Annotated in this window: 12 protein-coding genes and 3 pseudogenes; 5 read left to right on the plus strand and 10 right to left on the minus strand. The window is 29.2% G+C overall.

Annotated elements, in window-relative coordinates; all coding sequences use genetic code 11:
• Nucleotides 1–458 (minus strand): tetratricopeptide repeat protein (locus ACTG3V_RS05470; protein WP_439131133.1); only part of this gene is annotated, 458 nt, incomplete at its 3' end.
• Nucleotides 459–1,475, minus strand: a complete 1,017-nt coding sequence (locus ACTG3V_RS05475) for a sugar phosphate nucleotidyltransferase (RefSeq protein ID WP_439131134.1) — start codon at nucleotides 1,473–1,475, stop codon at nucleotides 459–461.
• 319 nt (nucleotides 1,476–1,794) lie between these two features.
• Between ACTG3V_RS05475 and ACTG3V_RS05480 the strand changes: the two are divergent.
• From ACTG3V_RS05480 to ACTG3V_RS05490, 3 pseudogenes are all read left to right on the plus strand, one after another.
• Nucleotides 1,795–2,631: pseudogene (locus tag ACTG3V_RS05480) on the plus strand (ABC-F family ATP-binding cassette domain-containing protein); the annotation flags it as partial.
• 177 nt (nucleotides 2,632–2,808) lie between these two features.
• A pseudogene (locus ACTG3V_RS05485) lies at nucleotides 2,809–3,123 on the plus strand (ATP-binding cassette domain-containing protein); the annotation flags it as partial.
• Nucleotides 3,124–3,453: 330 nt separating this feature from the next.
• A pseudogene (locus ACTG3V_RS05490) lies at nucleotides 3,454–3,654 on the plus strand (ABC transporter C-terminal domain-containing protein); the annotation flags it as partial.
• On the opposite strand, the gene ACTG3V_RS05495 reads toward ACTG3V_RS05490, so the two are convergent.
• Together ACTG3V_RS05495 and ACTG3V_RS05500 are read right to left on the minus strand one after the other, a co-directional pair.
• Nucleotides 3,651–4,370: a 3'-5' exonuclease gene (locus ACTG3V_RS05495; RefSeq protein WP_439131135.1), complete on the minus strand. Its 720-nt coding sequence runs from the start codon at nucleotides 4,368–4,370 to the stop codon at nucleotides 3,651–3,653. The pseudogene ACTG3V_RS05490 and the gene ACTG3V_RS05495 overlap by 4 nt on opposite strands.
• Nucleotides 4,371–4,461: 91 nt before the next feature.
• Nucleotides 4,462–6,264, minus strand: coding sequence for a T9SS type A sorting domain-containing protein (locus tag ACTG3V_RS05500; RefSeq protein ID WP_439131136.1), 1,803 nt, complete (start codon nucleotides 6,262–6,264; stop codon nucleotides 4,462–4,464).
• Nucleotides 6,265–6,448: 184 nt separating this feature from the next.
• Here ACTG3V_RS05500 and ACTG3V_RS05505 point away from each other — a divergent pair, with 184 nt between their 5' ends.
• Nucleotides 6,449–7,144 (plus strand): response regulator transcription factor, encoded by a 696-nt coding sequence (locus ACTG3V_RS05505; protein ID WP_439131137.1) that lies wholly within the window; start codon nucleotides 6,449–6,451, stop codon nucleotides 7,142–7,144.
• 32 nt (nucleotides 7,145–7,176) lie between these two features.
• Nucleotides 7,177–8,217 carry a sensor histidine kinase gene (locus tag ACTG3V_RS05510; protein WP_439131138.1) on the plus strand — a complete coding sequence of 347 codons (1,041 nt, stop codon included), beginning with the start codon at nucleotides 7,177–7,179 and terminating at the stop codon, nucleotides 8,215–8,217.
• A 9-nt stretch (nucleotides 8,218–8,226) separates the two neighbouring features.
• Here ACTG3V_RS05510 and purD read toward each other — a convergent pair whose 3' ends face one another.
• From purD to ACTG3V_RS05540, 6 genes are all read right to left on the minus strand, one after another.
• Nucleotides 8,227–9,501, minus strand: coding sequence for a phosphoribosylamine--glycine ligase (gene purD / locus ACTG3V_RS05515; protein WP_439131139.1), 1,275 nt, complete (start codon nucleotides 9,499–9,501; stop codon nucleotides 8,227–8,229).
• Between the two features lie 111 nt (nucleotides 9,502–9,612).
• Nucleotides 9,613–10,965: an exopolysaccharide biosynthesis polyprenyl glycosylphosphotransferase gene (locus tag ACTG3V_RS05520; RefSeq protein WP_439131140.1), complete on the minus strand. Its 1,353-nt coding sequence runs from the start codon at nucleotides 10,963–10,965 to the stop codon at nucleotides 9,613–9,615.
• Nucleotides 10,966–11,144: 179 nt separating this feature from the next.
• Nucleotides 11,145–11,915 carry a glycosyltransferase gene (locus tag ACTG3V_RS05525; RefSeq protein ID WP_439131141.1) on the minus strand — a complete coding sequence of 257 codons (771 nt, stop codon included), beginning with the start codon at nucleotides 11,913–11,915 and terminating at the stop codon, nucleotides 11,145–11,147.
• Nucleotides 11,916–11,918: 3 nt separating this feature from the next.
• Complete coding sequence (locus tag ACTG3V_RS05530; protein WP_439131142.1) at nucleotides 11,919–13,268, minus strand: exopolysaccharide biosynthesis polyprenyl glycosylphosphotransferase; 1,350 nt, start codon at nucleotides 13,266–13,268, stop codon at nucleotides 11,919–11,921.
• A gap of 36 nt (nucleotides 13,269–13,304) precedes the next feature.
• The gene (locus tag ACTG3V_RS05535) at nucleotides 13,305–14,471 is read right to left on the minus strand and encodes a glycosyltransferase (protein ID WP_439131143.1); all 1,167 of its coding nucleotides are present in this window, start codon (nucleotides 14,469–14,471) and stop codon (nucleotides 13,305–13,307) included.
• Nucleotides 14,461–15,009 (minus strand): putative colanic acid biosynthesis acetyltransferase, encoded by a 549-nt coding sequence (locus tag ACTG3V_RS05540; RefSeq protein ID WP_439131144.1) that lies wholly within the window; start codon nucleotides 15,007–15,009, stop codon nucleotides 14,461–14,463. Before ACTG3V_RS05540 ends, ACTG3V_RS05535 begins: the two co-directional genes overlap by 11 nt.
• Between the last annotated feature and the right edge of the window lie 2 nt (nucleotides 15,010–15,011).

Here is a 15,011-nt window from a genome sequence, read left to right on the forward strand (position 1 = left end):
TTTATCGCGATCACTTTTTGTTGTACTTCTATAGCTTTTTTATAGTTTCTTTCTTTTTGATGAATTTTAACTAAGTGCTTTAACATCCAAACGTTATTTTCGTCTTTTGTTAATGCTCTTTTTATGTATTCTTTAGCTAATAAAGTATTGTTAAGTGAAAAATAGTTTTTAGAAAACTCAAAAAAAACTGCAACATCATTACTTATGATTTGGTTACAATTTTCTAAATTTTCTATAGCTTTTTGATGATTACCAATGGCCTTTTGAGATAAGGCTTTGAAAAAAAATTGTTGAAATTTTAACGCAGCTGACTCTGTTAGATCTTCTTTTTCAGAAATACTATCTTGTGAAAAACAGAAATGAGAAAAAAGAACATAGAACAAAGTAAACAGTATATTTTTAAGGTATGCTATTCTCTTTTTTTGAAATGATTCTATATTTTTTTTTCTTCCTTTCATTTATATCAATTCAGTATAATCTCCAATACTTACAGAAGTAAACTTTCCATTGTATTTTGCGTGATTGCCAATCATAGCATTCTCTAAATTTGCATTAGATATTTCTACGTTATTTTGTATCAGAGAATTTACAATTGTTGCATTCGTAATACAACTGCCAGCACCAATAGACACATAAGGACCTACTTTTGCATCTTGTAAAACAACATTTTTACCTATGTAACAAGGTTGTATAATTTCTGAGTTTTGTAAAACCACATCATCAGCTACCAAATTATTACCAGCTTCATGTTCAAAAGTTAAAGTTTGTTTATTCGTATCTACAGTAGGGTCTTTTTTACCACAATCCATCCATGCATTAACAGTACCAGGTACAAATTTAGCACCTTGTTGCTTTAAAGACTCTAAAACGTTTGTTAATTGATATTCTCCGTTTTCTTTTAAATCATTATCTATAAGATATTGAATTTCTTTCAGCAATTGATCACCACTTTTAAAATAGTAAATTCCGATAATCGCTAAATCTGACACAAAGTTTTTGGGTTTTTCTATAAAATCGGTAATGATACCATCTTCTAATTTTATTACTCCAAAAGCACTTGGGTTTTCTACTTTACTCACCCAAATTGCACCATCAGCATTTACATCTAATTTAAAATCTGCCTTAAATAAGGTGTCTGCATAAGCCACAACACAAGGCCCACTTAACGATTCTTTTGCACAATAAATAGCATGTGCTGTTCCTAAAGCAACTTCTTGTACATAAACAGAACCTTTTGCGCCTAACTCTTTAGCAATTTGTAATAATTTTTGCTCTGTATCTGTAGGAAAACCTTTTGCAGTTGTGCCTATAACAAAGGCAATTTCGTCAATTTCCTCATCAATTACAGAAGCAATGTCCTCTACTAAACGTTGTACAATAGGTTTCCCTGCTATTACTGTTAAGGGTTTTGGCACTGTTAAAGTATGTGGTCTTAATCGAGAACCAATACCAGCCATAGGAACGATAATTTTCATTTATGTTTTTTTGAAGATTAAGGGGCAAGATAACATTAATTCATAGATTCTAAAACTGTTTTTTGTTGAAAAGGGCTGAAAAAAAAGTCAAAAACTGCGTTTCTCTCCCCATTTATGGGGAGGCTTCTCCCCATACATGGGGAGAAAAAAATTTCACTATAAATGGGGATTGACAAGAGGTTTTTTTTCTTATATCTTTACAACGTGAAAATGACATAATAAATGTTGTCCCCCAATATATTATTTAGTTATAAATGATGCAAAAACCCAAGTTAACTCTTGGGTTTTTTGTTTCTTTGCTAAAATTAAACTTTATTTTGTGAATTACCTTTCTGTAGAAAATATATCAAAATCATATGGAGAACGTGTTTTATTCGAAAACATTTCTTTTGGTATCAATAAAGATCAAAAAATAGCTTTTGTAGCTAAAAATGGTACTGGAAAAACCTCAATTCTAAATATTATTGCTGGTTTAGATTATGCAGATTCTGGTCAAATAGTTAGTAGAAAAGATATTTCTATTGCTTATTTAGCTCAAAAAGACGATTTAGATCCTAAATTAACTATTGAAGAAACCATTTTTGCTACAGATAATAAAATACTTTCTATTGTTAATCAATATGAAAAAGCATTAAAAAATCCTGAAGAAGCTGAAGCTTATCAAGCTGCTTTTGATTTAATGGACCAATACAATGCTTGGGATTTTGAGACGCAATACCGTCAAATTTTATCTAAATTAAAATTAGACGATTTAACGCAAAAAATTTCATCGCTTTCTGGAGGTCAAAAAAAACGACTTTCTTTAGCGATTGTTTTGATTAGTAAACCAGATTTGTTAATTCTTGATGAGCCTACCAATCATTTAGATTTAGAAATGATAGAATGGTTGGAGTCTTTTTTTGCGAAAGAAAAAATCACACTTTTTATGGTAACGCATGATCGCTATTTTTTAGAACGTGTATGCGATGAAATTTTAGAATTAGACGAAGGCAATATTTACAAATACAAAGGGAATTACTCGTATTATTTACAAAATAAAGAAGAACGTTTGGCTCTTGAAGCTACCAATTTAAGCAAAGCAAAAAGTTTGTTTAAAAAAGAGTTGGAATGGATGCGCAAGCAACCCAAAGCAAGAACTACAAAATCGAAATCAAGAACCGACGATTTTTATCAAATTAAAGAAAAAGCACATCAACGTAGAAAAGATCATACAGTTCAGCTAGAGATAAATATGGAGCGTTTAGGAAGCAAAGTTTTAGAGCTTCATAAAATATATAAATCTTATGGTGATAAAAAAATACTTGATGGTTTTGATTATGTGTTTAAACGTGGAGAACGTATAGGAATTATTGGTAAAAACGGTACAGGAAAATCGTCTTTTTTAAACATCATTACCCAACAAAATCCTGTTGATGGTGGAAAAGTAGTGGTAGGTGAAACCATTAAATTTGGGTACTACACACAAGCTGGTATTGCCATTAAAGAGGGGCAAAAAGTAATTGAAGTAATTAAAGAATTTGGGGAGTACATCCCTTTAACCAAAGGACGAAAAATATCTGCTTCGCAACTCTTAGAGCGTTTTTTATTCGATAAAAAAAAGCAGTATGACTTTGTAGAAAAATTATCTGGAGGCGAACAAAAACGTTTGTATTTGTGTGCTGTTTTAATTCAGAATCCTAATTTTTTAATTTTAGATGAACCTACCAACGATTTAGATGTGGTTACGCTAAATGTACTTGAAAGCTTTTTGTTAGATTATCCAGGAAATTTATTGGTGGTTTCTCACGATCGTTATTTTATGGATAAAATTGTAGATGCTTTATTTGTATTTAGAGGTGATGGTGTTGTAGAAAACTTTCCAGGAAATTATTCTGATTTTAGAGCTTACGATAGCTCAATTGAAAAAGAAGCACCCATTGAAAAGGTTGTTGAAAAAAAGGAAGCACCAAAAACTAAAAAAGCTACATTAACCTTTCAAGAAAAAAGAGAATATGGTGCTTTAGAGGCTGAGATTGAAAGACTGCAAAACCAAAAAGAACGCATAGAAAAACAATTTTTAAATGTAGAAATTGCTCCTGATGATATTCCTAAAAAATCAGAAGAACTTGAAAAAATACTAAGAGATATTGATACAAAAGAAGAACGCTGGTTTGAACTTTCTATGAAACTCGAAGATTAATCAATACTAACAATATCGGTATTTTGCAACCTGTTTTCGTTGTTAAAGCGCAGTAAAATTTGTGCAACTGCAATAGTATCTTTTTCACAGTAGTTTACAATTCGTTGTATGTTTTTTTCTTTGTAATACACAGCTGCCACTTCACTACCATCAATATCATCTTTGGGTGATGGAATTCCTAAAATTGACGTTAATAATTTTAGTGAAGTATAATGTTTATAATCGCCAAACTTCCATAATTCTAGTGTATCTAAATGCGGAACTTCCCATGGTTTTTTGCCAAAGAGATTTAGTTTTTTTGGCAATTCAATTTGATGTACTATCATTCTTCTGGCTATAAACGGAAAATCGAATTCCTTTCCATTATGCGCACATAAAATATTAGTTTTCTTGGTAAAATGTTTGTCTAACAAAACTTTAAAATCACTTAAAATTTTATGTTCATCATCTCCAAAAAACGATTTTACTCTTAATTGCTTGCTATTCTCAGTATCCACAAAGTAGCCAACAGAGATACAAATTATTTTTCCAAACTCTGCCCAAATACCTGCTTTATTGTAAAATTCTGCTACTGTAAATTCTTCTTTTCGTTGGTACTGTGTTTTCTTTTCAAAAAGTTGTTGCATAGTTACAGAAACATTTTCCCAACGTTCTTCTTGAGGTACTGTTTCTATATCTAAAAATAAAATATCGTTTAATTTGTACGTTAGGTTCATAGCATTGTTGTTCTTTTTCGTTGATAAATATACTGAAAAAGAAAAAGCTCCGAAAATTCAGAGCTTTTAAATGTATAAAAAATTAGTAGTTTTATTTAATTACTAATTTTGAAGTAGCTGATTTATTACCTTCAGTTACTTTTAAAATATATAAACCAGAGGTAATTGAAGAAACATCGATGTTAGATGTTCTGCCCTCAAAACTAGTGGTTAAAACTTGTTTACCAATCACATTAAAAATAGCCACTTTTTTAGTGTCTAAACTATTGCTTTTAATGGTAAACTGATTGTTTGTAACTGGGTTTGGATAGGTTGCGAAGCCTTCGATTTGGTTTCTATCAACAGAAGCAGTTGCTGCTTTTGGAGTAACATCTGCCCAAGAATTTGAAATTCGTAATTCATCAACTTGCATAAAAGGTGTTTCACCAGTTGAATCTTGTCTTAGAATAAATAGATTTATACTACTTGGTGGATTAGCATCAGTAGAAGACAAAGTAGCTGTTGGAATTGTTCCTTCAAAAGATGAAGCATCTGGGTTAATCCAAGTACTAACTAAACCATTATCCATATTAAGTGCCATAACAACAAATAGTACATCATCCACAGAATACGTGCTACTTGTAAAAGGTGGGTTTGATGATTCAGGACCATAACCTATATCAAAAGTACTACCACTTGCATCTGGGTTGGGTCTTACCCAAAGTCTTGCATCGTAACTACTTGTGCCACCAGCTAAAGAAGCAAAATAGCCACCATCAGTTAAATCCGTCATCGAAGAAATATCTGAAACTTTTAAGAGAAAGGAAGCATATACTGTACCAGAAGTGATATCTGCAAAAGTGGTGTAACTTTCAGCTCCACCTCCATCAAAAGTTATGGAGTTACCCTCTGAAGACTTTAATCCTTCATAGCTTAAACTACCGTCAGCAACAATTATATCATCCCCAGAATTTAAAGACATCCATCTAGCTTGAGCAGAAAGTGCTTCAGTATTGGTGTAATCAAATGTTTCTACTATAGGAAGACCAACACAATTTGGAGAAGTAATAGACTCAGAAAAATCGCAACTACTTCCAGTACCACCAACTAAGGTGAAGTTGATATCTGAACTTTCTGGCACTCCAGAGATAGTTATGGTCCCTGTTTCAGAATCAGTAGGTGAATCACCTGAGATTGTTCCTACGTCAGAATTAAGAGTATACGTAATACCTGTATTACCACCAGAAAACTCTATTGTAGCAGTATAGGTGTCTATGCCAGAAGTTACAGCATCACAGGTTGCATTATAATTAAACAAATTAACATCACATGGATCTGTAGCTATATTTTCTGCTCTAAAAGTTGCGTCGGATGTAGTATAACTACCATCTGCTAATCTTTGGATAGATTGGTTATCTTTTGAACCATTTTCATCTTCATTAAATTGTTCTGTTTTACCAAAAGCATCTAATAAACCTGCATCATCACCATCATTTGTGTCATAAATTATCACATCAATAAGACCTGTTTGTGTAATTGCAGTATCATTTGGAAAATCAGTATCATTTGCTTGATAAACAGCAACAGCGTCAGTACCATTTTGCAAAACATTACCAGCACCCATATCTATATCAGTTCCAGATATTAATGGAGTATTGGCTAAAATGAAAAAACCATTCTCATCAGTGGTTTTACCATCTAAATCAAAAGCCAGGTAACTTTTATCATCGCTTCCATTAAACAATACAACAACATATCCATCTAAAGAAGTATTTGGTGTCCATTTAAGTTCTATAAATTCAGCTACGTCAGTTCCAGCTGTATCAGCATCAATCTCATTTATAACTAACTGTCCATATGACAAGACACTAAAACAAAGTGTAAACAATAATGTAAATAAGTAATTTTTTTTCATGTTTGAATTGATTTAAATTAAGGTATAAATTTATAAAATTATTATTAAGTAGCTGGTATTTAACGGTATTATCTTATGGTTAAGTTCTTAATATTAACAATTGTACTGTAATATTAAATGATTGTTAAGAACTTGTTATTTTATTATAATAATGATTATTTTTGATATCAATCATTAAGAAATTATGAATAAAAACGATATTAAAATTTTGTTAGTTGATGATGAACCCGATATTTTAGAAATTATTGGGTACAATTTAAAGAATGAAGGCTATCAAATTTTTACAGCACAAAATGGATTGGAAGCAATTAAGGTTGCTAAAAAGCAAATTCCGCATCTAATTTTATTAGATATTATGATGCCTGAAATGGATGGTATTGAAGCTTGTGAAAAGATTCGAAAAATTAAATCTCTTGAAAGTGTAATTATTGCTTTTTTAACTGCTCGTGGTGAAGATTACTCTCAAGTTGCAGGTTTTGAAGCTGGTGCAGATGATTATATTACAAAACCCATAAAGCCAAAAGTTTTAGTTAGTAAAATTAAATCTTTATTGAGAAGATTAAAAACAAAATCTGAGACTGAAGAGTCAATTAAACTAGGCGACATTGTTATTGATAAGGATGAATATGTGGTATATAAAGGTGGCAAAAAAATTGCATTACCGAGAAAAGAATTCGAGCTCTTTTCACTTTTAACATCTAAACCAGGCAAAGTGTTTAAAAGAGAAGTAATTTTAGATACAGTTTGGGGAAATGAAGTAGTTGTAGGCGGACGAACTATAGATGTACATATTAGAAAATTAAGAGAAAAAATTGGTGACAACCATTTTAAAACTGTTAAAGGTGTTGGTTATAAATTTGTTTTGTTAGAAGATAAATAACCCTGTTTCTTAACTAAAAACTTCTTTATTTCTTGAAAATAAAAAAAACATATTCTTACGCACTCTGGTCTGCGTTATATTTAACATTAGCTTCTGTTATAATCTCTGGTATAGCTTACTTTGTTGTGAGTAAGCACCTTGGCATACCTGACATTGTAATATCTACGATTATTTTATTTCTTATTTCATTTTTTATCATACAATATAGAGCGGAACATTTTATATACCGAAGATTAAAAAAATTATATAAAGAAGTATCAATACTCGATATTAATGATTTAAATAAAGCATCTGCTACCACAGATATTGATGAAATTTCTAAGAGCATGCAAGATTTTGTTGAAGGGAAACGATTGGAAATAGAAAGTTTAACTGAAAGAGATTCTTTTAGACGTGATTTTTTAGGAAATGTAGCACATGAACTCAAAACACCTCTTTTTACTGTACAAGGTTATATTTTAACATTAATGGAAGGTGCCATACATGATAAACAAATACGGATGAAGTATTTGGATAGAGCCAACAAAGGTGTAGAGCGATTGGTAGCTGTAATTAAAGATTTGGATATGATTGCCAAATTAGAGAATGAGGGGACTAAGCTAACCATTGAAAATTTTAATATTTTAGAACTCATTCAAAATGTGTTTGATTTATTTGAAATGAAAGCCAAAAAAAGAAATATTACCTTATCTTTTGATAAAATTTATGAATTCCCAGTTTTTGTAAAGGGCGACATTGAGAAAATTGAGCAAGTTTTGATAAACTTAGTGGTAAACTCCATAAAATATGGAAAACCCAATGGAAAAACTTTTGTAGGCGCAGAAGAGTATTCTGACAAAAAATTTATTATTAAAGTTACGGATGATGGTGAGGGTATTAAAAAAGAACACGTTTCTCGTTTATTTGAACGATTTTATAGGGTAGACCAAAGTAGATCTAGAGAACAAGGTGGCTCTGGTTTAGGACTTTCTATAGTAAAACATATTGTAGAAGCTCACAACGAAAATATTTTCTTAAAAAGCACGTATGGTGAAGGTTCAGAATTTTCTTTTACACTCAAAAAGGCAAGATAACAACTTGAATTACACTAAATCGAAACCAATATCTTTTCTAAAGTTCATCTTATCAAAATGAATTTTATCAATACTATTATAACTCTTTTCTAGAGCTTCTTCAATAGTATTTCCCAACGAAGTAATTGCCATAACTCTACCTCCATTAGTGATAACTTTATCATCTTGAATTGTTGTCCCTGCATGAAAAACAATAGATTCTTCTACTTTTTCAAAACCAGTAATTTCTTTCGCCTTTTGATAAGCCTCTGGATATCCACCAGAAACTAACATCACAGTAGTAGCTGTTTTATTAATTACTGAGAACGATTTTTCATGTAAAGTTTGGTGTGCTACACCATCAAACAAATCAAATAAATCTGATTCTATTCTAGGTAAAACTACCTCTGTTTCAGGATCTCCCATTCTTACATTATACTCTACCACAGAAGGATTTCCATTATCATTCATTAGACCGATAAAAATAAACCCTTTATAATCAATTCCATCTTTTTGCAAACCATCAATTGTAGGCTTTACAACTAATTCTTCTACTTTATTTAAAAACGCTTCATCTGCAAACGGTACAGGTGAAATAGCCCCCATACCTCCCGTATTTAAACCTGTATCGCCTTCCCCAATTCTTTTATAATCTTTGGCTGATGGCAAAATTTTATAGTTTTTACCATCTGTTAATACAAAAACAGATAGTTCAATACCTTTTAAAAATTCTTCAATAACCACTGTAGCAGAAGCTTCACCAAACTTTTGGTTTGTAACCATATCTTCTAATTCAGCTTTAGCCTCATCTAAAGAATTTAAAATTAAAACACCTTTACCTGCAGCTAAACCATCTGCTTTTAACACATAAGGAGCAGTTAAAGTTTCTAAAAAAGCAAAACCATCTGCTAAATTATCCTTTGTAAAAGATTTATACTGGGCAGTTGGTACACCGTGTTTTTGCATAAATTGTTTCGAAAAATCTTTACTACCCTCTAATAAGGCTCCATCTTTTTTCGGGCCAATTACAGGGATGTTTTTAAGCTCTTGATCTGCTAAAAAGAAATCGTGTACACCTGCAACCAATGGTGCTTCTGGGCCAACTACAACCATGCCTATTTTATGTTCTAAAACAACATCTTTTACTGATTTAAAATCGGTAGGATTGATATTGATATTGGTGGCTATTTTAGCGGTACCTGCATTTCCAGGAGCTACAAAAAGTTGATTAATTTTTGAGCTTTCATTTAATTTTAAAGTAAATGCATGTTCTCTGCCACCAGAACCTAAAATAAGTATATTCATTTTTATAGAATTGAGGTTGCAAATATATTTAAAATGTTTTTAAAATACTTTTAATAGCATTTAAGTATTGCGCAATTTTACTAAAAAGATAACTAGAAAATTTATGGAATATTAATATGCTTTCTCTTCTTTAACAAACACATTAAGAAATGTGCGCACAATAATTTTTAAATCTAAAATAAAAGACCAGTTTTCAATATAAAAAATATCTAATCTTACCCGATTTTTAATGTCTGATTTTTCTATAACTTCCCCTCTATAACCGCTAATTTGTGCTAAACCTGTTATGCCGGGTTTTACTGTATGCCTTTTTAAATAATTCTCAACTTCTTCAACATATTTCTGTGTATGTGCATTCATGTGAGGTCTTGGTCCTACAATGCTCATATCACCAAATAAAACATTAAAAAACTGAGGTAATTCGTCTAAACTAGATTTTCTTAAAAAAGCACCTACTTTTGTAATTCTTTTATCGTTTTTAGACGCTGACACTTTATCTGCATCATTATTTACTTTCATGGATCTTAATTTAAAACAGTAAAATTGCTTACCATCTATACCATCTCTTTTTTGTTTAAAGAACAAGGGTCCTTTTGAATCTATTTTAATAATAATCCAAAGAATAGGTATTAACCATGATAAAATAGTGATGCATACTACTAAAGAAAAGGCAATGTCTAATATTCTTTTCTTAATATGCGTTTCTTTCTTTTCAAAAGGAAGTGGTTTTGGTTTTAATACTGGTATGGCACCAAAATATTCTAAAACATAATCTTTACTGTAAATTGCTCTACTTTCTGGTAAAAAGGTTAGTTCAAGATCATTTTCTTCAACAAATTTTCTAATTTTATTGAGCTGTTTTTTAGAAACTGTGGATGGATTACAATAAATTTCATCAATTTTATTTTCCTTTACATACTCTAATCCGTTTTTAGTTTTACCCAAATAATATTGCGATTTGTATTTGTTTTTTGAGAAAAAACCTATAAAACGATATCCTAATTCATTTTTAGAATGGAATAAACTTTCTAATTTTTCGGCAGAATTGATTTCACCAAATAGAATAATATTCTTTAATTCATTAGTATACGTTTTTTGTTTTTTTATAATGTAAAAACTTATAAACTTAAAAACGGTAATAATAATAGTAATTAAAGTAAATGTTTTTATTTGATTAGCTACTACTTCACCCTCTTTAAATAGACTGAAATAACTTAGAAAACCAAGTAAAAAAATAAAAAATTGAGAAAAAAGAAGTACAAATAATTTACTAATGTTATGGTGGCTAAAAACATCATAAAATTTTGTGTAATAAGATGAAAAAAGCCAGAAAACGAGTATAAATGATAAAAAAGAAGTGTTTAAATAGTCTTTATCTGAAATACCATATAATACACTACATATTATCAATAAATCTAATAAGATTAATAAGGGTTTTTTAAGGTGGGAGTTATTCTGTTTCAATTTCATTACGTTTTTCTGATTACAGAAAGAACTTATTATTTCTATAAATCATTTTCATTTTTCAAAAATAAATCTTAAACAGATTACCTACAAATTTAAACCTAAATATAATATAAATATACTAAATGATAAAATAATGTTAACTAAACTCTCTTGTTTAGCATTGAATTTTATATTTATTAAAAGCCCCATTTTAAAAAATATTTGATTGCTGAAGAGGAGTGTCTAAAAAAAAGTGTAAGGTTTCTTAATGAGCCTCTTTTTAAGATGTGAATGATTTCTTCTTTAGGATAGTATAGTTTTTTCTTGCCAATAGTATCAATTTTTTTGCAAATATCTACATCTTCTAGATATAGAAAATAACGTTCATCAAAACCATTTAAGCGAATAAAATCTTCCGTTTTATATAAATGAAAACAACCTGCCAAATATTCGGCATAAAAAGGATTGGAGAGATCTTTATCTTTGTACTTACCTTTAAAAATTTTAGATTTAAATAATGGTCTTAAAAAAGTGAATCTTCTACCAATTAATTCAAAAAATCGAGGATATCTTCTACATGAATATTGATGTTCGCCAGTGGGAAAAAGAACTTTTGGAGCTATCATTGCTAATTTTTCATCTTTTGTTAATTCTTGAATTAAATTAGGAATCACTTTTTTAGCAAAGGTTACATCTGGATTTAAAATTAAATGAAAGTTAGATTTGTCTTTAATTTTATCAATCACTACATTATGCCCTGGTCCAAATCCAATATTTTTACCATTGGCAATATATTCTATATCCTTATTAATAAAGATATTTTGAAAACGCATTTGGGTTGTATTATCAACTAAATAAAGTTTCTTTTGTAATGGTACATTTAAAAAAGAGTTTATTGTTTTTGTAAGTTCTGTTAAATCTTCATTATATAAAACTATACATGCTGTAATTTCTAGTTTTCTTTCCATTTATCAATACGCTTTTTCCTCACCTTTAAAAACATTTAAAACTGTCTTAATAATGATCTTTATATCTAAGAAAAAAGACCAATTTTCGATATAAAAAATATCTAATCTAACTCTATTTTTAATATCAGACTTCTTCCTCACTTCACCTCTATAACCACTTACTTGAGCTAAACCTGTTATACCTGGTTTAACAATATGCCTTTTTAAGTAATCGTGTACTTCTTTTTGATATTCTAAAGACAAACTTTCTATATGTGGTCTTGGGCCAACAACACTCATATTACCTAACAAAACATTAAAGAATTGAGGTAATTCATCTATACTTGTTTTTCTTAGAAAAGCACCAACTTTAGTGATTCTTAAATCGTTTTTTGTGGTATGAATATTGTCATAAGATTCTTCATTTAGCCTCATACTTCTAATTTTATAACAAATAAAACTATCGCCATTTAAGCCTTCTCGATTTTGTTTAAAAATTAATGGCCCTTTAGATTCTAATTTTACAATTACCCATAAAAGTGGTAATAACCAAGATAAAACAGCTACACACACAAATATTGAAAATAAAATATCAAAGATTCGTTTTTTGTATAAACTCTCTACAAAATCAAAGGGTAATTTTCTAACATTAAGCACCATGAGTGCATCATCATAATATTCTACACTTTGGTTTTTACTATACAGCTCTATAGTATCTGGTATTAATTTTAAAATGATGTTTTTTTCTGTTGCAAACTTATTTATATTTTTTACTTGCTCTTTTGAATGACCTGTAAGTGATAAGTAAATTTCATCTACCTCATTATGGGTTACATAATCATAAACCGAATTGAATTTGCCTAAAAATTCAGAATTCTTATAATCTTTGTTCGAAAAAAAACCTAAATACTTATAACCTAAATTTGATTTACTTTTGAATAGTTTTATTATGTTTTTGGCAGATTGATCATAACCTAAAACTATAGTTGATCTTAAATTATTACCTAAAGCTCTGTATTTTTTTAATAGAAAAAACCAAAAAAACTTACTTATGGACACACATAACGCTATTGATAGTAAAATAATTAATTGATTATTATCAACTTTTCCTTCTCTAAAAATACCAAAATAAGCAAAGTAACCTAAAGTAAATATTAAAAATTGTTTAACTAGTAAGTTAATTAATCTTAGAAACCTAGTATATCTGTAAACTTTGTAGAAACCAAAGGAATAGGTTGTAACTAACCAAAACAAAGTGATATATAATAAAAAATAAAAACTTAGAGATTGAGTGAAATATATAATGATATTAATAATTAAAAGGTCTACAATAATTTGCAGAGGCTTTATTAAATAAGAATATCTTTTTTTCAAAACTTAGATTTATAACAGGAAGGCAAATATATTGTTTTAATATAATATTTTTTCTATCATTTTATCTATTGTAAAAATATTTCTTGCTACTTTATTTTGATGTTCAAAATCAATCTTTTCATTTAATAACTTTTTCAAATTTTTTATTAAAGTTTCATTTTCCCAATTTGTAGACACAAAACTTAAACTATATTCTTTAAATAATTTTTCTAATTCACTATTACTATCAGTTATAAGAAAAACTTTACATTCTGAAGCCAGTAAATTTGGTAATTTTGAAGGTAAAGAACCTTTTGATGTGCCCGTTTTTTGAGGAATTATTTGAACATCGCTTTTTAGATATAATTCTTCTAAATTTTCTTTTTTAACAAGATTATGAAAAAGTATTTTGGGATTATTATTTTTTTGTTTTAGTTTGTTAAACTCTTCTCCTTCTGAGAAAAAATGAAAAATAGAATTATCAATGCTCAACGTAGCTTTATCAAAAAAGTCATAAAGCCCTTCAGGATTTTGTTTTTCACCCAAAGCACCTGAGTAAACTATATGTCTTTTTGCGTCATCAAAAATGTGTTCTAAATCGTTTGTGAATTGATTTTTTATTGTAATAAAAGGGTATTGAACTTCTAATTTAGTGTTTTTTAATCCATAAATTTTTTCTGATTCATTTCTCATTTCATTCGAAAGAAATATTAATTTATTACAACTATTATAACATTTCTTTTCTGTTTTATGGATAATCGCTTGTAATACTTTAAAAACTAAACCCTTCTTTTCTTCTGAATAAAACTCTTGTAAATCATGCACCATACCCACTTTTTGAATATTTTTTTTTAACAGGGGAATTATTGAAAAAAAAGCTAGACTTGGTGGGAAAACTGGTATTATGATATCTATGTTTTTTTGGCTGGTCTTAATTTTTCTTAAAATAAAAAAAGCATAACTTAACTCTAAAATAAATCTTCTTAGAAAAGGTTTTTTAGAAAACCATAAAAACTTTCCACCTCTAATAATTTCTATATTATTAATTTTAGCCTTAGTCTTATTTATTTTCCATGTTGGATATAATGGGTGGTAACATAATATCTTTACATTATGCCCCAAATCTTTTAAACCAACAGCAAAATCTGTATTAAATTTACCCGTAGAAATTGGCTCTGGGTAAAAGAAAGGAGAAATAATTAAAATATTTTTACTATTCTTCAATTTTTCTTTCTCTTATTACTTTAGCTGGTGTGCCTATACATATTTTATTTGCTGGCAAATTATTATATACACTGCTCCTAGAACCTACAACAGTACCAGATTCTATTGTTACACCTGGTGCAACAAAAACATCTGTTGCTAACCAGCATTGATCTTTAATTGTTATTTTTTTTGAAAAAATATTAAAAGTTGACTTTGTAAAGTCATGAGATCCTGCGCAAATATAACTCTTTTGCGATATAACTGTATGATTTCCTATCTCAATTTCACCTAATGAATATAAAACTACATCATCTCCAATTTGACAGTATTCACCTATAGAAACCTTCCAAGGATAAGTAACTTTTACAGAAGGCCTTATAATAGTATTCTTACCAATTTTAGCTCCAAAAAGTCTTAATAAGAAATTACGAAAACCATACATGAATTGAGGAGAGTTTTTAAACAAAACACTTTGTACAATCCACCATAATTGAACAACAAAAACGTTTCTGCCTCTAAAGTTTTTTGGTAGTTTATATTTATCTAGTTGCTGCATTC

The organism is Polaribacter sp., from assembly GCF_965660385.1.
GTDB lineage: Bacteria > Bacteroidota > Bacteroidia > Flavobacteriales > Flavobacteriaceae > Polaribacter.